Here is a 24,146-nt window from a genome sequence, read left to right on the forward strand (position 1 = left end):
CATGCGAGGTGAAACCGCCCCGCCCAGCTGTGAGGCCGAGGGCGGGGCAGTTCGCCGTCATACGACGCTTGTTGCGATCCCGTCAGACGTGATTAGTGACGCGCAGGTCGGGCTCACGCTTCGCGGAAATCGATATGCTGCGATCCCTTCAGGAAATCTCCCGCCTCAGGGTCCGCAGCAGGCCGGCGACCAAGGGCACGGCCACCCAAGCCAGTACCGAGACCGCCAGCCGGCCCCACTGCCCGGCGGTCATCTCACTGCCGTAGAGCGGTTCCATGGTGATCGAGGTGTCGAGCCAGTTGGCTGGGCCCTGCAGCGCCGAGATCATCGTGGCGAGGATGCTCCAGACCGTCGGCAGCAGCAGATAGCCGACGATCGCCAGCGGGGTGTTGAGCAGCAGCAGGCCAAACGCGGCCCCCATCAGTACGTTGACCAACTGGAACACGGCCGCGTTCAGTACCAACGCCCACTCGCCGTCCCAGCTTCCCGCGCCACCGGTGGCCTTGGCGGCGAGGGTGCCGGCGGCGGCCACGGCCAGGCTCACCAGCACCGACGCGAGTGCCGCCAGCACCACCGCCGCGAGCTTGGCCAGCACCACCCGTTCCCGATGTGGGACCAGGGCGTACGTGGTCAGCGCGGTGCGCTGCGTCCACTCCGAGGTGATTGACAGGATGCCGACCACCGGCAGCAGCAGGCCCACCGGGAGCAGCGACGGGGAGAGGAAGCTGGTGAAGGTCTGCTCCGCGTCGTCCAACACGAACAGCTGCACCACGGCGATGGCGACCGCGATCAGCCCGATGGCGGCCAGCAGCCAGCGGCCGGCCCAGGTGTCGGTGAGCTTGCGTAGCTCGATCGAGGTCAGTCGGGCTATGGACGGCCTGGCGGCCGCGACGCGGGTGTCCGCCTCGGTGGTGGGCTCGGCGGTCATGGTCACTTGACGGCCTCCTTCGTGGTCGCGCCCGCGGTGAGGGTGAGGAAGAGCTGTTCGAGGCCGCCGTCGGCGGCGGGCCGCAGTTCGGTGAGGACCAACCCGGCGTCGGCGGCGGCCTGGCCCACGACGCCCGGCTCGGCGTGCACGACGAATCCGCCGTTGGTGTCGGCGGTGACGTCCAGTGCGGCCCGCTGCAGAGTGAGCCGCAGGGAATCCGAGTCCCGTGCCCGGACCAGGGTGCCCGTGTCGGCGAGCAACACGTCCCTGGCGCCCTGGGCAACAATCCGGCCGCCGCCGATCACCAGCAGCCGGTCGGCGACTGCCTCCACCTCGCGCAGCAGGTGCGACGACAGCAGCACGGTGCCACCCCGGTCGGCGAAGTCGCGCAGCAGGCCGCGCATCCAGTAGATGCCCTCTGGGTCCAAGCCGTTGGCCGGCTCGTCGAGGATCAGCACCCGGGGGTCACCCAGCAGCGCCAGCGCTAGGCCGAGCCGCTGCCGCATCCCCAACGAATACGCCCCGACCCGCCGCCTGGCGGCGACCGCGTTCAATCCGACCAGGTCCAGCGCCTCGGCGACCCGGCTACGGTCCACACCCATCGTCGTGGCCGCCAGGGTCAGCGTCTCCCGCCCGGTGCGCCCCGAGTGCTGGGCCGAGGCGTCGAGCAGCACCCCGATCTCCCGTCCCGGATTGGGTAGCTGCCGGTACGGCCGGCCGGCGACCGTTGCGCTGCCGTCGGTCGGCGGGGTCAACCCGCAGATCATCCGCATGGTGGTGGATTTGCCGGCACCGTTCGGTCCGAGGAAGCCGGTAACAGTGCCTCGCTCGCAGTGGAACGAGACGTTGTCGACGACCGTGTGCGGGCCGTACCGCTTGGTGAGGTGTTCGACCATGATCATGGCATCGAAACTGCCGGAACCACCCGGCGGTGTGCTGCGGCCGGCCGACTGTCGTCGGGTAGACCTTGGGCCATGGCCGGCGTCGACTTTAGTAGCTGTCGGGTCTCCCCGGCCGGTCCCTACGATTGACCAGTGACCAGCACCGCCGTATCCGAACACTCCTGGCTCCTTCCGGGCACTCTGACGGCCCCCACGGCCCGGGCCCGGCGGACACTGCGGGATTGGTTCGTCGACAGCCTTTGCTTCCTGGCCGCCCTCGGCTGGGCGCTGGTGGCGTGGGAGGATTCGCTGTCGGCCGAGCCGGCGTTGGCGCTGAACGCCGGACCGAGCTGGCTCAACGAGGTCGACTTCCTGGCCAGCCTGGTGCTCTGCGGTGCTCTCTGGGTCCGTCGGCGCTGGCCGGTGGGTCTGGCGTTGGCCAGCCTGCCGCTGGCGTTGTTCTCGGTCAGTGGCGACGTGGCGCTGCTGATCATTCTGTTCACGGTGAGCGTGCACCGGCCGTTCCCGGTCGCCGCCAGCATGTTCGGTGTACATCTGCTCGCCATACCGATCTATCTGCGGCTACGCCCCGAACCGGTGAGGTCGCTGTGGTTGGTCGTGGGTTGGATCCTGTTGTGCCTCGGGGCCATGCTGGCGTGGGGCATGTTCGTCCGGGCACGTCGGCAGCTGGTGGTGTCGCTGCGGGAGCGGGCGCACCGGGCCGAGGCTGAGCAGCAGCTGCGGGTGACGCGGGCTCGACAGTTGGAACGTACCCGCATCGCCCGGGAGATGCATGATGTGTTGGCGCACCGCATCTCGTTGCTCAGCCTGCACGCTGGAGCACTGGAATTCCGTCCAGATGCCTCGTCCGAGGAGGTTGCCAGGGCGGCCGGGGTGATCCGGGGCAGCGCACACGCTGCCCTGCGGGACCTGCGGGAGGTGATCGGGGTACTCCGGGCGGAGACCGGAGTGGCGGAGGGCGCCGAACCGGAACGACCTCAGCCCACCCTCGTCGACGTGCCGACGCTGATCAGCGAGTCTCGAGCCGCCGGTGTCCGGGTGAGTCTCGTCGATCAAGTCGCCGAACGGGTGGAGCTGCCGCCCACGGTGGGGCGCAGCGTGTACCGGATCGTGCAGGAGGGGCTGACCAACGCCCGCAAGCACGCCCCGGGTGTGGTGGTCGACGTGCGGCTCACCGGGCGCCGGGGCGACGGGCTCACTGTCGAGATCCGCAATCCCTGGCCGGTTGGCGTAGCGGGGCAGGGCGTGGGAAGCCCTGCGGCCGGTTCTGGTGCTGATATTCCCGGCGCCGGGACTGGGCTTGTCGGTGTGGCCGAGCGGGTCGGTCTGGCGGGCGGGCGGCTGGAGCACGGACGGGACGCCGCCGGGCACTTCCGGCTCGCCGCGTGGCTGCCGTGGCCGGCCTGACCAGTCCGTCCGGCGAGCCGGGCCCTGCGGGGTCGAACGGCTCGCCGGCGGATGGTGGGGCGCCGGCCGGTCCGGTTCGGGTGTTGATCGTCGACGACGATCCGCTGGTTCGGGCTGCGCTGTCGATGATTATCGACGGTGTGGCGGACCTTCTGGTGGTGGGGGAGGCCACTGATGGCGCCGAGGTGCCTGCTGCCGTGGCCACGTACGCGCCGGACGTCGTGTTAATGGACATCCGGATGCCGCAGCTCGACGGGCTGGCGGCCACGGAGAAGTTGCGGTCTGCGCCCAACGCACCTGAAGTGTTGGTGCTGACGACATTCGATGCTGACGAGCAGGTGCTGCGGGCGTTGCGGGCTGGGGCGGCTGGCTTTCTGCTCAAGGACACTGCACCGACTGAGATCGTGCATGCCCTCCGGCGGGTGGCAGTGGGTGAGACCATGTTGTCTCCGACGGTTACCCGCCAACTGGTCGCGCACGTCACCGGGGGCGTTGGCGCTGATTCGCGCCGGCAGCGGGCACAGGGGCGTCTTGCCGGGTTGAGTGAGCGGGAACGGGAGGTCGCGATCGCGCTTGGCCGGGGCCGCAGCAACGCCGAGATTGCGGGGGAGCTGTTCATGAGTGTGGCGACGGTCAAGGCGTACGTGTCGCGGCTGCTGGCGAAGCTGGATCTCAACAACCGGGTCCAGGTGGCGCTTCTGGTCCACGACGCCGGTCTGGTCTGAGCAGAGGGTCAGGCGAGCAATGGCCAGCGGAAGACACCGGCACGGCCACCTCCGCCCTGGTGTCGAGCCGGGTGATCGAGCCACGCGTACTGGATGTCATCAGTGGTGGCGGCGATCCCGAGCCGATCGCGTCGCGGCTTGTGGTGGTCAATCCACGACCGCCACGCCACTTCGACGGTGTCCCACAGCCGCCTGGGGGACGACTGCCGGACGTGCAGCGGCCCATCAGCGCGCCGCAGTGCGGTGGCGATGTCAGCTCCGTCGTGGACGGTAAGCCCGGCATGCGCCAACTCGTTGTCGAAGTGCTCGACAAAATGCAGCGTCGGCTGGTGGAGCAGGAGCCACAGCCGGAAGTCAGGGTCCGCCAGCGCCTTGGGTTCAAGGCTACTGACGCCGAGGCCCGCGAGTTCATCAGAAACGGGTTGGGGCTGGTCGGCGAGGAAGCCGACCGGCATCGCCCGGGTGGCAGGACGCATCGCCATGAACCAGGCCTGTTCCACGTCGAAATGACCGGACACCTCGTCGGGGCCAGATTTGGTCAGCACCGCGAGCGCCCCGCCCATGGTTAACGGGGTGACGATCCGTCCGCCGTCGGCGAGCTGGTCGATCCACGCGGGTGGCACCCCACGCGTGGCGCAGGTCGACAGGATGCGGTCATACGGGCCGTGACCCTTGACGCCCAGCGCTCCGTCTCCGGCAACCACCGTGGGCGCGTAACCCACGGTGTTCAAGCGGCCGGCGGCGTCGGCTACCAGGCCGGCGTCGATGTCCACACTGACGACCTTTTGCGCGCCGACCCGGTGACACAGTAGGGCTGCGTTGTAGCCGGTACCGGTACCGATTTCTAGGACGCGGTGACCGTCTGCAACGTCAAGGATGTGCAGCATCCTGGCCACCAGTGACGGTAGGGAGGCTGAGCTGGTGACGACCCTCCTGTCCTCGTCAGCCACCCACTGGGTCACCAAAAAACGATCAGTGTACGCGGCTTCCAGCCACTCCGGACGGTGGGCGGAGATGGCGCCGTCCACGAGCCGGCTGGGACGGTTGTACTCGTCAAGTTCCCAGTATCGAGGTACGAACACGTGTCGCGGGGTGCCCTCGAATGCCGCCCGCCACTGGTCATCGGCTATCGCGGATTCAGCGGCAAGCTTGTCTGCCAACGTAGCCGCCCACGGCTGCCAGTCAGTCAATTCATCACCCTTTCTCCAGTAAGTCAGCTAACGCGGGGGCTATTGGCAGCCCGGTTGCGCCTTCAATCCAACCGTACTGCCCGGCTGGATTGCACTCCAACATCCACCATTTGCCGTTTGGGTCGACCACGAAGTCGAAGGCACCGAACACGGTTCCGAAGTGGGACATGAATGCACTAACCCCATCGGCCACCCGGCCGGGAACATCCTCGACTTTATAGGTGAGGGCATCGTAGTCAGCTCGAAAGTCTATCCGCGCCTCCTCACTGTGCGCGGTGATGGCTGCCGCGAACATCCGCTCACCCACCACCGTCAGCCGCACCTCATATGCCTTGTCGATAAAGCGTTGGAACTGGTGGGCCGTTGTCTCGACCCCGCGCATGTCGGCTAGGTCCGCGCGAGACAGCAGGTGAGTGTTCAGCGCTTTGCGACACCCCTCTTCGAGGATGGAACCGAAGCTGAGAGGTTTCATAACCACGTGGCCGGGGTGGTGATCGGCGAAGCGGCGCACCGCATCAGCCTGATTGGTGACCAGGGTCGCAGGAACCGGGATACCACACCGTTGGGCCACAGTAAGCTGCATCGGTTTGTACATTTCTGCCTGCCGGCCCGGGTGGTTGACCCAGCGCACCGGCAAAGACCACAAGACCCCACCGAGCCCGAACTTCGCTTCGTGAGTGGCGTGCCACCGTTCGGCCGGCGACATGCGATCCGAGACAGCAAACGTGGTGGGGTTGCGGTACCACACAGACCGCAACCCCTCCAACGCCACCGTCCGGTGCTCAGTACGAACAACGCCGCGCCAACCCGCCTCGGTCATCTCCGCATCCAGACTGAGGCGGCTGGGAAACCACGAGGTGTCACAGCGAAATATGGGAACGCCTCGCCGGGTCAGCATCTCCACCACCGCGTCTACCGTCGGGTCGACGTCTGCGGCAAGCACCAGAACGGTCATGTGTCAGCTCGGCTGGTCCGGCATGAAGTCCGGAGTCCACTCTTCGCCCCCGGTGTTGGGGCCTCCGTCAGGCGATGGCCCGGTCGTTTTCATGATTCCAGCCTGGACGGTTTGGTGCCAGGATTCACCGTTGGGAGTGACACCGATTTGACGGTCGTCGGACCACCGCCACTCAGGCAGCGCGACGCGATCAGTCCTGTCCAGCGGGCGTGCGAAACTCAGCCCGAAGGGGCGTACCCCCCGCTCCGACAGAGCGCTGTCACTCATTGGGGCTACGGCGCGCCCCGTTGCGAATCGTTCACTCTCGCTAACCAATGCTTGAGGTGAAGCCACTGATCCAAACATGCCATCTCCGATCTCCTGCCTTACCGAACGATCTGGGGTCATCTGGCAGAGATGGGCCGGCGGGGCCCTCGGCCGCATCATCGAAGCTCTAGCTACTACGCCCATGACACGAACCGGTCGAACAGCTCGTGGGGCTCGACCTGACCACCTGGGTTGAGGTAGTAGAGATCGTGCATCGCTTCGTAGAACAGACCAGAAAAGTAGATCAACAGGCTTGATTTTCGACCCTCGAATTCGGTTTTAAGGAGGAGGCGGGCTTCGCCGCAGGGCCAAGGCTGGCCGCAGGCACGACACGCCCACCTGGGCCGTAGCGGGGTGTGGGGTGGCCGGTCTCCGGTGCGGTGCTGAGGGTGCTCCGGATACGGACCAAGCCTCGGCTGTGGAAGCTGATGAAGGTTCACCAACGACCTCCGTTAGCCCGCCACTGCTGAGCTGGGGTCAGTCGGCCGACGCTACCCGGCCGGGGGTAGCAGCAGGTCGGCTGCGTCATCCACGCTGGCGGGGCCGTACCCCGGACTCGTTGCGGCAGGGCGGGCGGATCCGGCTCTTTGCAGCGAAACCAGCGCATTCGCATGGCAGTCTCCTCTTCTCTGGAAAGGGACTCTCAACCCCTCGCTGTGGGGAGGGCACCTAACCGAACGGCAGCTCGTGGCACGTCCGGTTAGGGCGACCTACACCGGCCAATCAGCTTGAAGCGATCAGTGATGCTGACCAAACTTTATGACTCCATTGCATGCTGGAACTACTACATCGGTAGCAGTGTCCGTATCCTGGTGCCAGGAGGATGTCGTAGGTATGAGCACTGAGTCGAGTTTGGTGCGCGGGATCGGGACGAACATCGCCGCTCATCGCCGCGCCGCCAAGGTCACCCAACAGGAGCTTGCATCACGGATCGGAAAGTCCGTGCAGTGGGTGTCGGCAGTGGAACAAGGCCGTCGACACGCCGAACGCCTTACTGATCTGCTACGGATCGCACAGGCCGTGCGGTGTCAGATTGAGGATCTAATAAGTCGCCCTATAGATAATCACAGCCCAAGGCAGCGCCCGTCGGGCGATGCTGTGGCCGCAGTCCGGGAAGCGATCATGCGGGTAGCAGTGCCTACATCCCTACCGCAAGCCGCAGAATCGAATATCGGTAAGCGAGTGGCCGAGGCGTGGAAAATCTGGCATAGCTCGCCGTTTGCTCACACCATGCTGGGCGACCTGCTGCCTAGCTTGATTATTGACGCTACTGCCATCCGCCATGGCGCTGGCGACCGGCGACCGGTCGCTCAGAATCTCGCAGGAGCGTACCAGATCGCCCGCCAATGGCTGCATCATCTACCGGACGCGGGCCTTGCCTGGATCGCCGCCGACAGGGCGATGTATGCAGCACGAGAGGCAGACGACCCTCACCTGGTCGCAATGGGCGCATGGGCCCTTTCTGCATCTTATCGTCGAGCCGGGCAACAAGACGAGGCGACACGCTTATGTCTCGCCGCTGCCGACGAGGTCAAGGCGTGCATCAACCAAACAGAACCTGACTCGAAGCTGATCGCAGACTACGGGATGCTGCACCTTGCGGCGTCCATCAGTGCCGCCCAGTCCGACGAAAGACGGACGGGCGTGGGCGCTTCACGAAGTTGCCGAGCAGGCAACCCGCGCGACCGGAAAATACTGTGATCCCTGGACGGCTTTCTGCCCGACGAACGTCGACATTCATCGGCTCGCTATAAGTGCTGAGCTTGGGCGATGCGACGATGTCGTCAAATACTCTTCGCGCTTGAAATTCGAAGGAATTCCGAGCGTGGAGCGCCGTGCGGCCGCGCTGATCAATATGGCACGCGGCTTCGTCCGTCAAGGCGCAGATGAGCCTGCTATACTCCGGCTTCTCGATGCCGAGAAGCACTCCTATGAAGAGGTTCGAGACTCGACATTGGTACGGGAACTGCTGCGCGAACTGATCTTTCGTGACCGGGCAAGGGTTCGGACACTCGTGCATGACCTTGCCCGGCGATCTGGGCTTATTGCGGTGACCTGACGACGGCGATTCTTAATCCACCGCACTTGACTCCGTCAGCACAGACTTCACTCCAGGAAGCCTACTCAGGACGCCAGTCTGGACATTGTATGCCGTCATACCTGCCGAAATCGCCGCCGCGATACCCGCCTCAGTGTCCTCATATACTAAGCAGTCGGCCGGCTCAACATCGAGCCGCTGGGCAGCCAGCAAAAAGATATCCGGCTCGGGTTTCCCCCTGCCCTGCGGCACATCACTCCAGGTGACTACGACATCAAACAGGGCTGCAAGGCCTGTCGCTTCAAGCCCAGCAGCCATGACGCTCCCGGACGAGTTCGAGCCGATGCCGAGCCGCTGGCCGCGTCGCCGCGCTGTGCGCGCAACCAGGACCACCTCATCGATGACTCTCAGATTAGGAGCGGCTGCCCGCACGTACTGGCGGCACCTACCGATAATTTCTTCAATCGGTTTTGGCAATTGGCCAAACTCCTGCTCCCACACGAGCAGCAGGTCGGGCGACGCAATGGCTTGCCGCGGCCAGTACCAATCCGGATCTAGTTTGACTCCCACATCTGCCATCGCACGTGCCAAAGCCGCAAAACAGACCTCACTGGAATCCACCAGCGTGCCATCCCAGTCAAATATCAAAGCCTCGTAGGCCCTACCATCCGGCACCGTCGCGCTCGTGGTCATTGGTCAAACCTACCCGGCGGCGAGCCACTAGCCGAGCTTGTCGGCAACGATATGGGACGGCAGGCGCTAAAGGGCGATGCGGACGGTGACGGCCAGGACAAGCTGGGCCCGCGACATGGGGATCGGCGCCAGCCAACAGAGACGCTGGAGCTGATCTACACCCAGGTGTGGGTAGCTGACCCAGAACCAGTCACTACTCAGGACCGACAGTTCAGCCCGAAACGATCTTGCGCTCTTGCTGAGGTGAAGTGCTGGCTCCGGGTTGAACCGCGGCCAATGCTCCTTCCTCAGGTTGCGGGGTGAGGCGGCGGGCGGCGCGGACGGCATCGACGGTGAAGACGGCGAGCGCGAGCCAGACCAGGGCGAAGCCCGCCAGGCGAGCGGGGGGCATGGGCTCGCGGAAGATGATGACGCCGCAGCCGAGTTGGAGAATCGGGGCGAGATACTGAAGCATCCCGAGGCTGGTCAACGGCAGCCGGTTGGCCGCACCAGCAAACATCAGTAGCGGAATCGCGGTTGCCGCTCCGGCCGAGACCAGCAGGGCGGTGTGTCCCGCCGACACCGCCCCGAACGCGGCCCCGCCGGTGCCACCCAGCCACGCTAGGTACGCGAACGCGGGTAGGGCGAGGACCGCCGACTCGACGAAGAGCCCCTCGGCGGCGGGGAGGCCGAGGCGCTTCTTGACCAGCCCGTACCCGGCGAAAGTGAACGAGAGGACCAGCGCCAGGTACGGTGGGCGGCCGTAGTCGACGGTCAGCACCACGACCGCCGCCCCGCCCACGCCCAGTGCCGCCCACTGCGCGGGGCGCAACCGCTCCCGCAGTACGAAGACTCCGAGTAGCACCACGACGAGCGGGTTGACGAAGTATCCGAGGGAGGTCTCCACCACCCGCTCGGAGTTGACCCCGTAGATGTAGGTGCCCCAGTTGAGGGCGACCAGTGCGGCGGCGATGCCGAGCGCGGCCAGGGCCCGCGGTCTGCGCAGCAGCGCTCGCAGGAAGCTGCGGTTGCGCATCGCTGCCAGCACCAGCGCGACGAAGACCACTGACCAGACGACCCGGTGGGCCAGGATCTCCAACGGGCTCGCCGGCCGGAGCAGTCTCATGTAGAGCGGAGAGAAGCCCCAGAGCACGTACGCGCCGATGCCGTACAGGTAGCCGAGCTTGCGAGGCATCACTCCGCAACGCTAAGGGATGACAGACGCTAAAGGGCGATGCGGACGGTGACGGTCAGGACAAGCTGGGCCAGCGACACGGGAACCAGCACCAGCCAACAGAGCCGCTGGAGCTGATCTGCACGCAGGCGTGGGTAGCTGACCCGGAACCAGATGATCACGAAGCTGACCGCGGCGACCTTGAGTAGGGTCCAGAGCCAGCCGAGCTGCGCGTCGGCGAACGGCCCCTGCCAACCGCCGAGGAACAGCACGGTGGTGAGCGCGGCGATCACCACGACCCCCACGTACTCGGCGAGCAGGAAGAACGCGAAGCGCAGGCCGGTGTACTCGGTCAGGTAGCCGAACACCAGCTCCGAGTCGGCGATCGGCATGTCGAACGGCGGCCGCCGGATCTCGGCGAGCCCCGCCACGAAGAAGACAATCATCGCGGGGGCCTGCCAGATCAGCCACCAGGGCTGCCACGCCTCGACGATGCCCGGCAGGCTCAGGGTGCCGGCCGCCATCGCCACCGACGCGGCGGCGAGCACGAACGGCAGCTCGTAGCCGAGCAGTTGGGCCGCGGCCCGCAGACCACCGAGGAGGCTGTACTTGTTGGCGGAGGCCCACGCCGACATCAGCACGGCGACCACGCCGACCCCGACCACGGCGAGCACGAAGAAGAGACCGATGTCCAGCGGTTGCCCGACCAGATCACCCGGCCCGAGTGGGATCACCATCAGCACCAGCAGGTAGGGCACCAGGGCCACCACCGGAGCGAGCCGGAACACCGGGCGGTCCGCCCCGTGGGGGGTGATCTCCTCCTTCTGCACGAACTTCACGCCGTCGGCGATCAGCTGCGCCCAGCCGTGGAAGGCGCCGGCGTACATCGGGCCCAGCCGGCCCTGCATGTGCGCCATGACCTTGTGCTCGGCCTGGCCGACCAGCAGCGGCAGGGTGAGGAAGGCGACCAGCACCCCGCCGACCCGGAGTAGCAGCTCCACCCAGAGCGGCATCAGGCCGTCCCCCCACTCTCGGGGGAAGTCGGTGCCGGGCCCCACTCCCCCGGCGCCGGCACGCCCGGTGGGCGCATCGGCCGGCGACCGCCACCGGCCTTGGCCTCGCCCGGCTCCTTCGCCCCCGGCCAGGGTTTGGCCACCCGGGAGGCGAGGACGAACTCCTTACGCAGCGGATGCCCCTCGAACTCCGGGGGCAGCAGCAGCGGCTTGAGGTCGACGTGGTTGACGAAGTCGATGCCGAACATCTCGTGTGTCTCGCGCTCGTGCCAGGCCGCACCCGGAAAGATGTCGACCACCGAGGTGACCCGCGGCGCCGCGCGGGGCACCCGGGTACGCAGCAGCAGCCCGTGCCGACGCGTACTGGACCACAGGTGCACCACCACGTCGAACCCGGCGGCCAACTCGTCCACCGCGGAGAGCCAGTCGAAGAAGTCACAGGCCAGCTCGGCGTCGTCCCGGGCCGCACGCAGCGCGTCGGTCCAGCTCTCCGCGGGCACGTCAACGGTGGCGCGGGCGTACGCCTGACCGCCGGAGACCGAGGTGGTGACCTCGACCGGGGCGAGCAACGCGGCCATCCGCTGGCCTACCTCGTCCAGAGTCATGTCGCCGATCCTATGACCGCTGGAGTCGGCGTGCGTTGCCCAGCGGCAGCCAATCTCCACCGCGCGGACGGCCGGCCGATGGCGTGACCGCGGGTCCCCGGTCGGCCGATGGCTCGATCGGGGGTCCGCATGGTGTTCGGCACCCGGCGCCCGCCTCCCTCGGCGAAGATCAGGATCATGCGCGCGGTGACGGTTTCTCCTCGGATCCCCGGCTCGCTCCGCCTGGTCGAGGACTGGCCCGAGCCGGCCGCCGAGGAGGGCGCGATCCTGGTCGAGGCGCTGGCGGTGGGGGTTTGCGGCACCGATCAGGACATTATCGCCGGCGAACGCGGTGACGCTCCCCCCGACCAGGAGCGGCTGGTCATCGGGCACGAGTCGCTGGGCCGGGTGCTGGCGGACCCGACCGGCACCCTGCACCGCGGGGACCTGGTGGCCGCGATCGTTCGGCATCCCGACCCGCTGCCCTGCCCGAACTGCGCTGCGGACGAGTGGGACATGTGCCGCAATGGGCTGTACACCGAGCACGGCATCAGCGGGCTCCCCGGCTTCGCCCGAGACCGGTGGCGGGTGCAGCCGAAGTTCGCCGTGCCGCTCGACGCCACCCTCGCCCGGGTGGGGATGCTGCTGGAACCAGCCAGCGTGGTCGCCAAGGCGTGGGAGCAGATCGAGCGGATCGGCCAGCGCACCCACTGGGACGCGCGGACCGTCCTGGTCACCGGCGCCGGGCCGATCGGCCTGCTCGCCGCGCTGCTCGCCACCCAACGTGGACTGACCGTCCACGTACTGGACCGAAACACGACGGGGCCGAAGCCGGACCTGGTCCGGACGCTCGGTGCCAGCTACCACACCGGGTCGGTCAACGAGCTGGACTTCCAGCCGGATGTGCTGGTGGAGTGCACCGGCAGCCCGACGGTGGTGCTGGACTCGATGTGCAGGGTCGGCCCGAACGGCATCGTCTGCCTGACCGGCATGTCCAGCGGTGGCCGGACCATCGACTTCGACGCCGGGGCGCTGAACGGAACGCTCGTGTTGGAGAACAAGGTGGTCTTCGGGTCGGTCACCGGCAACCGCCGACACTGGGAACAGGCCGTGGCGGCGCTGGTCCGGGCCGACCACTCGTGGCTGGACTCCCTGATCACCCACCGGATACCGATGTCCGACTTCACGACCGCGTACGAGGTCAGCGACGAGAAAGTCAAGGTGGTCCTGGACCTCACCGCCTGAGCTGGGGACGCCCCAGCAGGAACGGAACGGGTCAGGACGGGTCGGGCGGACGGACTGGCGGGGCGGTCAGCGACTCGGCGGAACGGGGGGCGGGGGCGTCGGCCGGTGCGGCGAGGGCGTCCGGACGGGAGACCCCGCCGACGCCGGCCTGCTCGGCGGCGATCTTCTCCTGCAGCCGCAGGATGCCGTGCAGCAGCGCCTCCGGCCGGGGTGGGCAGCCCGGAACGTAGACGTCGACCGGGATGAGCTGGTCAACGCCCTTGGTGACCGAGTATGAGTCCCAGTACGGCCCGCCGCAGTTCGAGCAGGCACCGAAGGAGATCACGTACTTCGGCTCCGGCATCTGGTCGTAGAGCCGCTTGATGGCGGGGGCCATCTTGTCGGTGACCGTGCCCGACACCACCATGAGGTCGGCCTGTCGGGGACCGTGCGCGAACGGGATCACCCCGAGGCGCATGAAGTCGTGCCGGCTCATGCTGGTGGCGATGAACTCGATGGCGCAGCAGGCGAGGCCGAAGTTGAAGACCCAGAGCGAGTAGCGCCGGCCCCAGTTCAGCACGAATCGAATCGGCTCGCCCAGCACAGCCGGCACCTGCACCTCGGGCCTCCCTCATCCGTTCCCGGTACGACAGTCAACCACAGCGCCCGCGGCGGCGCCCGGCGCAACCGGGCCGGTGTCGACCTGGTTGCGCCGGTAAGGATCGGACCGCGCCTGGTAGGGCCGGGCGAGCAGACGCCGGTTACGCCGCTCGCGGGCGTCCCCGCCGTCAGTCGTGCGACCAGGTGGGTCGTTGAAGCAGGCCGACGAACTCCATGAGCAGGCGCTCCTGTAGCGCCGCCGGCACCTCTTCGAGCAGGGTGTTCACCACGGCCATCCGGTCCGGCACCGGCTCGGCCGACCCGGCGTCCGCCGCCTCGCCCAGGCCGAGACCGAGCCCGGCGGCCAGGCCGGCGACCAGGTCCGAGGTCAGCCCCTCCGGGGTCAGTGAGCGGGCGAGGGCGAGCAGTTCCGCGGGGAGCGTGACCGGCCCGGCCGCCCGGGTCGCCGCGATGGCGTCGGCCAGGTCACCGCCGAACTTGGCTACCACCGGCGCCACTGACGCGGTCACCGTCAGGTGCACGCTGCGCGGCAGACCGGCGTAGGCGAGCTGTGGTTGGGTGTGCCAGCCCCGCGCGCCCAGTTCGTCCACGAGCACGAAGAGGTCCAGCTCCGGATCGGTCGCGGTGAAGCAGATCACGGTCGACTCGGGCTCGGCCACGAGCCGCAGCCCGTCCGTGGCTCGGACGACGTCGGCCAGCTCTCGCACCGCGTCCCGGGTCACCGCCGCCAGCCGGAGGTAGCCGTCCTCGCCCAGGTGACGCAGGGTCGCGTAGGCGGCGGCGATCGGCCCGCCGGAGCGGGTGGAGGCGATCACTGGGTTGATCATCGTGTAGCCGGGCCAGTCGGCGTGCACGAAGTACTGCGGCTTGCGCAGCTCCGGGTCCCGGTGCAGCAGGATGGACACGCCCTTCGGGGCGTACGCGTACTTGTGCAGGTCGACCGAGATCGAGGTGACCCCGGGTACGGCGAAGTCGAACGCCGGCACCGGTTCGCCGAGGCGGCGGAGCCAGGGCAGGGCCCAGCCACCGAAGCAGGCGTCCACGTGGCAGCGCACCCCGGCGTCGGCGGCGACCGCCGCGATCTCGGCGACCGGGTCGATGACCCCGTGCGCGTACCCCGGGGCGGAGGCGACGACCAGCACGGTTTCGGGGCGGATCGCGGCGGCGACGGCGGCCGGGTCGGGGCGCAGGGTCTCCGCCGACACCGGCACCATGTCCACGGCCACCCGCAGGTAGTGGCCGGCTTTGGCTAACGCGGCGTGGGCGGTGACCGGCATCACGATCCGGGGTTCGGTGATCTCGGGGTGGGCGTCCCGGGCCGCCTTCACCGCCAGGATCAGCGATTCGGTGCCCCCGCCGGTGACCGAGCCCACCACGTCCGGCGCAGCGGTGCCGGGCCCGCCCCCGAGTAGCTGGGCGGCGGCACCGACCAACGCGTTCTCCATCGCGAGCAGGGACGGGAAGGCGGTCGGGTCGAGCCCGTTGACGTGGGCGCTCTCCGCGTGGGCGGCGGCGGTCAGCTCATCCAGCCCGGGAACCGCCGGGTCGTAGACGTACGCGAACAGCCGTCCGCCGTGGGTGGGCCGGTCCCCGCTGCGCAGTGCCCGGATTCCAGCCAGCACGCGCTCTGCCGGCAGTCCGTGGGCGGGCAGCCCCGCTTCGTCGATCATTCAGTGGTGCCCTTTCCATGGTTTTCGGTGACCGTACTCCCCGCCGGGTGCTCGGACTCGTGGGCAGATGGCTCCGCCATGACGTTGCCGAGATCGACGGAGGTGAGGGCGTAGGGGCGCAGCAGCAGGGTGGCGGCACCGACCAGGATGGCGGGGAGGACGGTGAAGCCGAGGAGGATGCCGAGCCGGGCGGATTCCGGCTGGGTCGCGGCGGCTCCGGTGTCCGACGAGAGGTAGCCGGAGAGGTGGAGCACCAGACCGAAGATGCCTGGCCCGAGCGCCAGCCCGAAGGTCTCCCCGGCGGTCCACACCCCGGTGAAGACGCCCGCCTGCCGACGACCGGTGCGGGCCTCGTCGTAGGCGATGCAGTCGGGCAACATGGCGAGGGCGAAGACCTGCTGGCCCGCGTACCCGACACCGACCAGCGCGACCAGCAGGTAGATCCCGACGGCGGGGAGCACCTCGGCGGCGACCAGGGCCAGCGCACCGGCGGCGAAGAGGAGCGCGGCGGCGACCAGCCCGGCGAGCTTGCCGAACCGCTGTCCGAACCGGCTCCACAGCGGCATGACCAACAGCGCCGGCCCGACGAAGCAGGCGAACAGGACGGTGGGCCCGCTCTCCGGGTTGCGCAGGATCTGGGTGGCGAAGTAGTTCACCCCGGCCAAGATCGTCGCCACCCCGGCAGACTGGATCACAAAGCAGGCCAGGAGCGCCCGGAACGCGCGGTTACGTCCGGCTATTGCGAGTTGCGTCCGCAACGACGGCTCGCTCTCCTGCACGATGCCGACCGGGGCGGACCGGGTGCCAACGAACGCCCCGACCGCGCCCAGCAGAATCAGGCCGGCGACGAAGAGCCCCATCCAGCGGTGCCCCGCGATCCCGCCACCGCCCGCGTCCCGCACCAGCGGGGCCACCGCGCCGGAGACCAGGATGGCCAACGCCAGCACCGCGATCCGCCAGGTCATCAACCGGGTGCGCTCGGTGTAGCCGGTGGTCAGCTCGGCCGGCATCGCCACGTACGGAACCTGGAAGAAGGCGAACGCGGTCGCGGTGGCCAGGAAGGCCAACGCCACGTAGCCGCCGGCCGCCGCCCCGGTGCCGAACGGCGCTGCGAAGATCGCGGCGAAGCAGACGGCGAGCGCGATCCCGGCGCCGAGGAGGTATGGGCGGCGGGCTCCCCACCGGGAGCGGGTGCGGTCGGAGATCCGGCCGGCGACCGGATTGACCAGCACGTCCCACGCCTTCGGCAGCAGCACGAGCAGGGCGGCGATTCCCGCCGTCACACCCAGCGTGTCGGTCAGGTAGGGCAGCAGCAGCAGCCCGGGCACGGCGCCGAAGGCCCCGGTGGCCAACGATCCGGTGGCGTAGCCCAGGTGCACCCGTCGGGGCAGCGCCGCGCTTCCGGGCGAGCCGGCAGTGGCGCCGGCCGGCGCCGGGAGGGCGGTGGAGCCAGCAGCAGGTGGACCGGTTCCAACCGGCGGCGCGTCCATGGCGTCGAATATTACTCACAAGTATGGCGGCGATCACATCCCCTACTCCGGCGACCAGCCCGCCGCCCGCAGGTCAACCCGGTCGCCGCGCAGCGGTGTCCCCTCGGCGAGCAGCCGGGCCCGGGCCGAGAGTTCATGCCCGGGCGGGAGCCGGCCAGCCGAGTTCACCACGCGATGCCAGGGCACACCCCCGCCGTGGCGCGCCAGGATCGAACCGACCAGCCGGGGCGACGCCCGCCCCGAACGTTCGGCGAGCGCGTCGGCCACCGCACCGTACGACATCGCCCGGCCGGGCGGGATCCGCTCGACCAGTTCCAGCACCGCCTCGACATACTCCTCGGGTCCCACGACGCGCCACGATATGGGAACCGGGCCGGGCGTTGACGGACCGACATCGCAGAATAGGCGGGTGCGCGACAAGGTGACGGCGGCCCGGCGGGTGGTCGTCAAGATCGGTTCTTCCTCGTTGACCACGCCCGCCGGCGGCCTGGATGACGGGCGGGTGGACGCGCTCGTGGACACCCTCGGCACGCTCGCCGCCCAGGGCCGGGAGGTCGTGCTGGTCTCCTCCGGCGCGATCGCCGCGGGGCTGGCCCCACTGGGGCTGACCCGCCGCCCCCGGGACCTGGCCACCCAGCAGGCCGCCGCCAGTGTCGGCCAGGGGCTGCTGATCCGGCGATACGCCGCCGCCTTCGCCCGGCACCAGCGCACCGTCGGTCAGGTCCTGCTCACCGTGGACGACCTGACCCGGCGGGCGCACTACCGCAACGCGTACCGGACCCTGCGCAAGCTACTCGACCTGGGCGCGGTGCCGATCGTCAACGAGAACGACACGGTCGCCACCGACGAGATCCGGTTCGGCGACAACGACCGGCTCGCCGCCCTGGTGGCTGCCCTGGTCGACACCGATCTGCTCCTCCTGCTTTCTGATGTGGACGCGCTCTGGACCGGCGATCCGGCCCGCCCCGGATCGACCCGGATCGCCGAGGTCCACGACGAACGGGACCTGTCCGGGGTGGCGATCGGCGGCGCCGGCCGGGCCGGGGTCGGCACCGGGGGCATGGTGACCAAGGTGGAGGCAGCCCGGATCGCCACCGGCTTCGGCATCCCGGTGATCCTGACCTCCGCCGACCAGGCGGCCGAGGCGCTGGACGGCAAGCCGGTCGGCACGCTCTTTCACCCCAGTCAACGCCGGCCGGCTGCCCGGCTGTTCTGGCTGGCGCACGCCACCACCCCGCGCGGGTGGCTGCAGCTGGACCCGGGCGCGGTCGCGGCCGTCGTCAACCGACGCAAGTCGCTGCTACCCGCGGGGATCACCGCGGTGCGGGGCGCCTTCACCGCCGGCGATCCGGTTGACCTGGTTGACACCGACGGCGTGCCGGTGGCCCGCGGGCTGGTCAACTACGACGCGGTAGAGCTACCCGGCCTGCTCGGACGTTCCACCGCTGAGCTCGCCACGGCCCTCGGCCCCGGCTACGAACGGGAGGTCGTCCACTGCGACGACCTGGTGCTGTTGTAAGGCTGGGCGCTGGCCCGGCACGAGTCCTTCCCGAGATCCCAAGGAGTGCAGATGAGCGTCGTCGAGCAGGCACGACGAGCCCGGACGGCGGCGGCCGAGTTGGCCGTCGCCACGCGGTCTGGCAAGGATGCCGCGCTGCACGCGATGGCCGACGCGCTGGTGGCGCGGACGGCCGAGATCCTGGCCGCCAACAGCGCGGACCTCACCGCCGGACGTGCCGGTGGGCTGAGTACGGCCATCTTGGACCGGCTCGCCCTCGACCCGGGGCGGGTGGCCGGCATCGCCGAGGCGCTCCGCCAGATGGCCGCGCTCCCCGACCCGGTCGGTGAGGTGGTCCGGGGCTCGACCCTCCCCAATGGCCTACAGCTGCGGCAGATTCGGGTGCCGTTCGGGGTGGTGGGGATCGTCTACGAGGCGCGACCGAACGTCACCGTTGACGCCGCCGGCATCTGCCTGAAGTCCGGCAACGCGGTGCTGCTGCGGGGCTCCTCCTCCGCCGCCCGGTCGAACGCCGCGCTGGTATCGGTGCTGCGGGACGCGGTCGCCGACACCGGCCTACCAGCGGACTCGGTACAGCTGCTCGACGCCACGACCCGCGACTCGGTCAAGGAGCTGATGCGTGCCCGGGGGCTGGTCGACGTCCTGATCCCGCGCGGCGGTGCGGAACTGATCCGCACGGTTGTCGAGGAGTCAACCGTCCCGGTGATCGAGACCGGGGTGGGCAACTGCCACGTCTACGTTGACGCCGCCGCGGACGTGGAAAAGGCGGTCGCGATCACCCTGAACGCGAAGACGCAGCGCCTCTCCACCTGCAACACAGCCGAGTCGCTGCTGGTGCACACCGCGGTCGCGGACGCCTATCTGCCCCCGGCGCTGGCCGCGTTCGCCGCGGCCGGGGTGACCGTACACGGCTGCCCGCAGGTCGCTCGGCACTCCACCGCCGTGCTGCCGGCGACCGACGAGGACTACGCCACCGAGTACCTGGCGGCGGAGATCTCGGTCGCCGTCGTCGAGTCGCTGGACGCGGCGGTCGCGCACATCCAGCGGTACGGGACGGGGCACACCGAGGCGATCGTGACCGACTCCCAGTCGGCCGCCCGCGAGTTCGTGGCCCGGGTTGACGCGGCGGCGGTGATGGTGAACGCCTCGACTCGGTTCACCGACGGCGGGGAGTTCGGCTTCGGTGCCGAGATCGGCATCTCCACCCAGAAGCTGCACGCCCGCGGGCCGATGGGGTTGCCGGAGCTGACCAGCACGAAGTATGTGGTCACCGGGGACGGTCAGCTACGCTGACCGCCGGCCCGGGCCGGTGTCCCGGTGGCGAGGTCTGGGCGGGGCAGCACCGGCGGCGCCCGAGCAGGGCAGCGCCGGGACCACGCCCAAGCTGGGCGGTCAACGGCAGGCGCGGACCGCGGTCAGCGTCGCGTGGACGTCGAACTGGTGCCCGTCCTCGCTCTCCCAGCCCCCGTCACTGCGCTGGGTCTCAGCGAGCCGGCGGCGGGCGCGCACCAGGACCCAGTCCTGCGGGTCCACGCCGACCCGGCGCAGCGTCGCGGCCAGCCAGGCGACGTTGGCCGGGGCCATGTCGCCGATCCGCTCGGCGAGCGCCACCTGAATCCGGGCGGACTCCTGGTACATCTCCTGCCGAAACAGCACCGCCGCGCTCAGCCAGCCGGCGGCGAGGAACGACGGCCAGGTCCCGTCCGAGTTCAGGCGGGCGGCGAGGGAGAGCGCGGCACCGTGCACGACGCCCGCGTACGCCCCGCCGACCCGGGCGTCCAACGGGCCGGCGGCCCGGGCGTCCAGCCCGGCGACGCTGAGCCAGAACGCCGCGCTCGCCGTCAGGTAGAAGCCCGCCTCCGGGTCGCCCGGCCGGGCCCACTCCGGGGCGGTGTCGGTCAGCGCGACGTCCTCTTCCCAGCCCCCCTCCGGCAGCTGGCGCGCGGCGAGCCAGTCCAGCGCCCGCCGAGCCGCCGGCCGGCCGAGGGCACCGAGGTCGTCGAGCTCGCCGAGACGGAAACAGGTCGCGTCAACGGAGGCGGTCTCCCCCTCGAGGTACGCCGGCCAGCCGCCCGCCGGTAGCTGCCCGGCCTCGGCGACGGCGAGCACCTCCTCAGCCGGCACCGCGCCGGTACGAAGTCGGGCAAGCCGGGCACGCTCCACCACGTCTCCCCGCGCCACCACGTAACCGATCGCGGCCTCGATATCCACCACGGCGGTCACGCTACCTGGGCAGATGCGACCCCGCTTCAGGGAATCGGCCACCCACTGCCCGGTGCTCGCCGCAACGCCGGGTACCGGGGCGTTCCCGCGCTGGCCATCCCCGGCCCGATCAGTACGCGGGCAACGACGGATCGACCTGCTTGATCCAGGAGAGGACACCCCCCTGGAGGTGCACCGCGTCTCGGAAGCCAGCGGACTTCAGCGCGGCGAGCGCCTCCGCGGACCGCACGCCGGACTTGCAGTGCAGCACGATCTGTCGGTCCTGCGGGAGCTTGACCAGCGCCTGCCCAGAGATGATCTCCCCCTTGGGGATCAGCGTGGAGCCCGGGATTCGGACGATCTCGAACTCGGCCGGCTCCCGCACGTCAACCAGGAAGATCTCTCTGCCGGCGTCCTGCCACGCCTTCAGCTCGCCCGCGGTGATCGTCGCGTCCGCCGCGGCCTCCTGAGCCTCGGCCGACACCGCACCGCAGAAGTCCTCGTAGTCGTCCAGCAGGTCGGTGACCGTGGGGTTCTCGCCGCAGAGCGCGCAGTTCGGATCCTTCCGCACCTTGATCTTGCGGTAGCTCATCTCCAGAGCGTCGTGGACCATGAGTCGGCCGACCAGCGGCTCACCGACACCGGCGAGGAGCTTGATCGCCTCGTTCACCTGAATCGAGCCGATCGAGGCGCAGAGCACGCCGAGCACGCCGCCCTCCGCGCAGGAGGGCACCATGCCGGGCGGGGGCGGCTCCGGGTAGAGGCAGCGATAGCAGGGGCCGTGCTCGGCCCAGAACACCGACGCCTGCCCGTCGAACCGGTAGATGGACCCCCACACGTACGGCTTGCCGAGCAGCACCGCCGCGTCGTTGACCAGGTACCGGGTGGCGAAGTTGTCGGTGCCGTCCACGATCAGGTCGTACTGGGCGAAGATGTCCCGGACGTTGTCCCGGTCCAACGCGGTGTTGTGGATCCTCACCTCGACCAGCGGGTTGATCTCACGGATGCTGGCGGAGGCGGATTCGGCCTTGGCCCGGCCGACATCCGAGACGCCGTGAATGATCTGCCGTTGGAGGTTGGACTCGTCAACGGTGTCGAAGTCGACGATGCCGAGGGTTCCCACCCCGGCGGCGGCCAGGTACATCAGCGCCGGAGAACCGAGACCACCGGCACCGACACAGAGCACCCGGGCGTTTTTCAACCGCTTCTGCCCCTCGACCCCGATATCTGGGATGATCAGGTGACGCGAGTAGCGACGGATCTCGTCAACGGTCAGCTCGGCGGCGGGCTCGACGAGCGGGGGCAGCGACACGGTTAACTCCCCGTGGGTCGGCAGTGGCGAACCGCGCCATTGTCGCTCGCCGGGCAGGCCGGCGGCCATGAGCGGGGACACGTCGCCCGAACTGCGGGAACGGGAATAACCCGCCGGCCGTGGGCCGGCCGCCGGAGCGGGGCGCTATCCGGCGTCCCCGGGGTCGGCGAGCAGCGCCTCGAGGCGACGATTCACCGCAGCCAGGGTGGCCCGTACGACCGCTTGGCGGGGGTCGCCGGCGACCAGCGCGGAGCCGGCGAGCTGCTCGACCCAACCGTCGCAGACCAGCAACACCACGACCGTCGCGACCTCGCAGTTGCCCAGCGGCACCAACGTGGCGTGCTCGACGAAGCAGCGCCCCCGGTCCGGCTGTGGCCCCGGCGCACGCAGCAGCTGATCCACTGCGGCGGCGGCCGCCGCCGCGCTCAGCCGCAGCATGTAGCCGTCCACCGCCGGCCCGGTCGCATAGCCGGCGGCGGGTGACCCGGCGGCGAGCAGGCGAACCTCGACGGTCGCATCGAGGCCGAAGGTGCTTACCTGCACGTGGTCGAGCACCACCCGAGGCCCGGGCCGACCCCCGGTGTCAAGCGGGCGGGACGGGGCCAGCTCGGTCGCCGCGACCTGCCCCCCGCCGTACGACGTCTCGGCTGTCGCCGGGCCATCGGCGGCACCGCTGACCGCCGTGGCTGGCTCGTCCACGGCGGCGGCCCGGACCCGATGCGGTCCGCCGGAGTGCCGTCGGCGACGCGGCGGCTCCGACAGGGCCGCGTCCCGGCGCTCGGTACACGACGGGAGGCCAACCGGAGACCGTCCGCTCGGCGCAGCCGGCCCGGCCGGCTGCCGATGGGTGGACGACATCCCATCGGCGAGCCCGTCGGGCATGTTCTGCGGGGCAGCGGCGAGCCCCAGCCGTTCCTGAAGGAGCCGAGCGACGTGCCGACTCACCTCCGCCGGGTCGGCACCGTCGGCGAGGTCCAGCCGGAGGCTGTGTGCGCCGGACTGGGTACGGCGCAACGCCGCGTCGCGGACACCCGTCACCCCACGAACCGCACCGAGAATGGCGTCCACGTCGAAGCCCTCCGGACGTTCGCGCAGCGGAGCGGGCTCGTCGACCTGGCGGAGGTGGGTGGCGATACGGGCGAGTTCTGGGGTCTTGGCGGGCACCTCTGCAGCTGACAGCTCCGGCCCGGCGGGTACATCCGGTTCGGCGGGGACACGTTGCGGCAACATCGCGGACACCGACTCCGGCTGTCGGTCGGCGTCGGCCGACGGCGCCGTGGATGCCGGCTCGGGGGCGGACCGGCGGGCCGGGTAGGGGGGTGTACTCGTCGGAATCGACTCGGCCGGGGTGCGGTCCCAACCACCGGGGCCGCCACGAACGGACGCGGTCAACGGCGGGCCCGCCTCCGCCGATCCGGCTGGCTGCTCCGGCGCCCAGGCCGCAGGGGCGGCTGGCGGCTGGTGGGCCGACTCGGTGGCGGGCTGGTGCTCCGACCGGATGCCGGAGCGACGGCCCGGCTCGCTGGGAAACGTCGAGGACGGCTCGGCCTGGAGCGGCTCGTAGGCCCGCTGCGGCTCGGCCCGGACCGGTTCAAAGGCCCGCTGCGATTCGACGGCCCAGGCGGGACGCTCGACGCTCGGCTGGCCCCCCTCGCCCGCCTCGGTCTCGTCTGGGTCTGGACGGAACCGGCGGCCGGAGGTCTCCCGCCGCTCCCCCGCCGCGTCCCGCGGAGTCCCGCCCCGGAACCGCCGGCCGGTCGGCTCCGGTTCGTCCCACCCGTCCGGTTCCACCCGAGCCGGGTGACCAGGTGGCTCTGGCTCGTTCCACCCGTCCGGCTCCACCCGAGCCCGGCGGCCAGGCGGCTCCGGTTCGTCCCATCCATCCGGTTCCACCCGAGCTCGGCGGCCGGCCGGTGGCGACCCGGCGCCGGCCTGCTCAGGCGCCCACTCGGCCCCCCAACTCGGGCCGGACCAGCCCTGTGGTGGCGGTGTGGGCTGGTCGGCCATCGGCCGAGGGTCGGGCTCGGCCGGCGGGTCCAGCCGGTCGTCCCGGACGGCCTCGGGTGCCCCGGCTGGCGCGGGTGGCTGCTCAGCGGCGGGCGCGGTCGGCCGGTCTCCGCCGGCTTCCTGGACCGGCCTGCCCGAACGGCCCGGCGGGGCACTCACCGGGCCTGGCCGGCTGGCCGGCACCTCCGGCGCGGCAAATGCGTGACC

At 69.8% G+C, this 24,146-nt stretch carries 23 protein-coding genes and 1 pseudogene; 7 read left to right on the plus strand and 17 right to left on the minus strand.

Features of this window, described 5'->3' with window-relative positions; translation table 11 throughout:
* Nucleotides 1-148 precede the first annotated feature (148 nt).
* Nucleotides 149-934 (minus strand): hypothetical protein, encoded by a 786-nt coding sequence (locus K228_RS0102245; RefSeq protein ID WP_025616936.1) that lies wholly within the window; start codon nt 932-934, stop codon nt 149-151.
* Nucleotides 931-1,830, minus strand: a complete 900-nt coding sequence (locus K228_RS0102250) for an ABC transporter ATP-binding protein (RefSeq protein WP_025616937.1) — start codon at nt 1,828-1,830, stop codon at nt 931-933. The genes K228_RS0102245 and K228_RS0102250 overlap by 4 nt, the downstream gene beginning before the upstream one ends.
* Before the next feature lie 132 nt (nt 1,831-1,962).
* Here K228_RS0102250 and K228_RS0102255 point away from each other — a divergent pair, with 132 nt between their 5' ends.
* Together K228_RS0102255 and K228_RS0102260 are read left to right on the plus strand one after the other, a co-directional pair.
* The gene (locus tag K228_RS0102255) at nt 1,963-3,237 is read left to right on the plus strand and encodes a sensor histidine kinase (RefSeq protein WP_025616938.1); all 1,275 of its coding nucleotides are present in this window, start codon (nt 1,963-1,965) and stop codon (nt 3,235-3,237) included.
* Nucleotides 3,216-3,962: a response regulator gene (locus K228_RS0102260; RefSeq protein WP_025616939.1), complete on the plus strand. Its 747-nt coding sequence runs from the start codon at nt 3,216-3,218 to the stop codon at nt 3,960-3,962. Before K228_RS0102255 ends, K228_RS0102260 begins: the two co-directional genes overlap by 22 nt.
* Nucleotides 3,963-3,970: 8 nt before the next feature.
* On the opposite strand, the gene K228_RS0102265 is transcribed toward K228_RS0102260, so the two are convergent.
* The 3 genes from K228_RS0102265 to K228_RS0102275 form a co-directional block, all read right to left on the minus strand.
* On the minus strand, nt 3,971-5,152 hold the full coding sequence (locus K228_RS0102265) for a methyltransferase domain-containing protein (protein WP_245603401.1): 1,182 nt from the start codon (nt 5,150-5,152) through the stop codon (nt 3,971-3,973).
* A 4-nt stretch (nt 5,153-5,156) separates the two neighbouring features.
* Entirely contained in the window at nt 5,157-6,107 is a 951-nt protein-coding gene (tgmB, locus tag K228_RS0102270; RefSeq protein WP_025616941.1) for an ATP-grasp ribosomal peptide maturase, read from the minus strand.
* 440 nt (nt 6,108-6,547) lie between these two features.
* A complete protein-coding gene (locus K228_RS0102275; RefSeq protein WP_029723301.1) occupies nt 6,548-6,853 on the minus strand; it encodes a hypothetical protein in 306 nt (101 codons plus the stop codon).
* 394 nt (nt 6,854-7,247) lie between these two features.
* Between K228_RS0102275 and K228_RS26700 the strand changes: the two genes are divergently transcribed.
* Together K228_RS26700 and K228_RS28145 are read left to right on the plus strand one after the other, a co-directional pair.
* A complete protein-coding gene (locus K228_RS26700) occupies nt 7,248-8,114 on the plus strand; it encodes a helix-turn-helix domain-containing protein (RefSeq protein WP_188116155.1) in 867 nt (288 codons plus the stop codon).
* A gap of 100 nt (nt 8,115-8,214) precedes the next feature.
* On the plus strand, nt 8,215-8,472 hold the full coding sequence (locus K228_RS28145) for a hypothetical protein (protein ID WP_155251549.1): 258 nt from the start codon (nt 8,215-8,217) through the stop codon (nt 8,470-8,472).
* A 12-nt stretch (nt 8,473-8,484) separates the two neighbouring features.
* Here the strand turns inward: K228_RS28145 and K228_RS0102280 are convergent, their stop codons facing one another.
* The 5 genes and pseudogenes from K228_RS0102280 to K228_RS0102295 form a co-directional block, all read right to left on the minus strand.
* A complete protein-coding gene (locus K228_RS0102280) occupies nt 8,485-9,144 on the minus strand; it encodes an HAD family hydrolase (protein WP_025616942.1) in 660 nt (219 codons plus the stop codon).
* A 66-nt stretch (nt 9,145-9,210) separates the two neighbouring features.
* A pseudogene (locus tag K228_RS28150) lies at nt 9,211-9,333 on the minus strand (NADH-quinone oxidoreductase subunit H); the annotation flags it as partial.
* A 22-nt stretch (nt 9,334-9,355) separates the two neighbouring features.
* Nucleotides 9,356-10,318, minus strand: coding sequence for an EamA family transporter RarD (gene rarD, locus K228_RS0102285; protein ID WP_029723302.1), 963 nt, complete (start codon nt 10,316-10,318; stop codon nt 9,356-9,358).
* A gap of 29 nt (nt 10,319-10,347) precedes the next feature.
* Nucleotides 10,348-11,310: a complex I subunit 1/NuoH family protein gene (locus tag K228_RS0102290; RefSeq protein WP_025616944.1), complete on the minus strand. Its 963-nt coding sequence runs from the start codon at nt 11,308-11,310 to the stop codon at nt 10,348-10,350.
* Nucleotides 11,310-11,915 (minus strand): NADH-quinone oxidoreductase subunit C, encoded by a 606-nt coding sequence (locus tag K228_RS0102295; protein WP_025616945.1) that lies wholly within the window; start codon nt 11,913-11,915, stop codon nt 11,310-11,312. Before K228_RS0102295 ends, K228_RS0102290 begins: the two co-directional genes overlap by 1 nt.
* Nucleotides 11,916-12,092: 177 nt before the next feature.
* Between K228_RS0102295 and K228_RS0102300 the strand changes: the two genes are divergently transcribed.
* A complete protein-coding gene (locus tag K228_RS0102300; RefSeq protein WP_025616946.1) occupies nt 12,093-13,139 on the plus strand; it encodes a glucose 1-dehydrogenase in 1,047 nt (348 codons plus the stop codon).
* 31 nt (nt 13,140-13,170) lie between these two features.
* Here K228_RS0102300 and K228_RS0102305 read toward each other — a convergent pair whose 3' ends face one another.
* From K228_RS0102305 to K228_RS0102320, 4 genes are all read right to left on the minus strand, one after another.
* A complete protein-coding gene (locus K228_RS0102305) occupies nt 13,171-13,737 on the minus strand; it encodes an NADH-quinone oxidoreductase subunit B (protein WP_025616947.1) in 567 nt (188 codons plus the stop codon).
* A gap of 169 nt (nt 13,738-13,906) precedes the next feature.
* Complete coding sequence (locus K228_RS0102310) at nt 13,907-15,409, minus strand: pyridoxal phosphate-dependent decarboxylase family protein (RefSeq protein WP_025616948.1); 1,503 nt, start codon at nt 15,407-15,409, stop codon at nt 13,907-13,909.
* On the minus strand, nt 15,406-16,899 hold the full coding sequence (locus K228_RS0102315) for an MFS transporter (RefSeq protein WP_025616949.1): 1,494 nt from the start codon (nt 16,897-16,899) through the stop codon (nt 15,406-15,408). Before K228_RS0102315 ends, K228_RS0102310 begins: the two co-directional genes overlap by 4 nt.
* 42 nt (nt 16,900-16,941) lie before the next feature.
* Nucleotides 16,942-17,247: an MGMT family protein gene (locus tag K228_RS0102320; protein ID WP_018254550.1), complete on the minus strand. Its 306-nt coding sequence runs from the start codon at nt 17,245-17,247 to the stop codon at nt 16,942-16,944.
* Nucleotides 17,248-17,260: 13 nt separating this feature from the next.
* On the opposite strand from K228_RS0102320, the gene proB reads away from it, so the two are divergent.
* Nucleotides 17,261-18,418 carry a glutamate 5-kinase gene (gene proB / locus K228_RS0102325; RefSeq protein WP_050580927.1) on the plus strand — a complete coding sequence of 386 codons (1,158 nt, stop codon included), beginning with the start codon at nt 17,261-17,263 and terminating at the stop codon, nt 18,416-18,418.
* A 51-nt stretch (nt 18,419-18,469) separates the two neighbouring features.
* Entirely contained in the window at nt 18,470-19,711 is a 1,242-nt protein-coding gene (locus K228_RS0102330) for a glutamate-5-semialdehyde dehydrogenase (RefSeq protein WP_025616951.1), read from the plus strand.
* A gap of 99 nt (nt 19,712-19,810) precedes the next feature.
* On the opposite strand, the gene K228_RS0102335 is transcribed toward K228_RS0102330, so the two are convergent.
* From K228_RS0102335 to K228_RS0102345, 3 genes are all read right to left on the minus strand, one after another.
* Nucleotides 19,811-20,641 carry a prenyltransferase/squalene oxidase repeat-containing protein gene (locus tag K228_RS0102335; protein WP_025616952.1) on the minus strand — a complete coding sequence of 277 codons (831 nt, stop codon included), beginning with the start codon at nt 20,639-20,641 and terminating at the stop codon, nt 19,811-19,813.
* A gap of 109 nt (nt 20,642-20,750) precedes the next feature.
* Nucleotides 20,751-22,001, minus strand: a complete 1,251-nt coding sequence (gene moeZ / locus K228_RS0102340) for an adenylyltransferase/sulfurtransferase MoeZ (protein WP_025616953.1) — start codon at nt 21,999-22,001, stop codon at nt 20,751-20,753.
* A 75-nt stretch (nt 22,002-22,076) separates the two neighbouring features.
* Entirely contained in the window at nt 22,077-24,098 is a 2,022-nt protein-coding gene (locus K228_RS0102345; protein ID WP_025616954.1) for a hypothetical protein, read from the minus strand.
* Nucleotides 24,099-24,146: the final 48 nt, after the last annotated feature.

The organism is Salinispora cortesiana, assembly GCF_000484695.1.
Lineage (GTDB): Bacteria > Actinomycetota > Actinomycetes > Mycobacteriales > Micromonosporaceae > Micromonospora > Micromonospora cortesiana.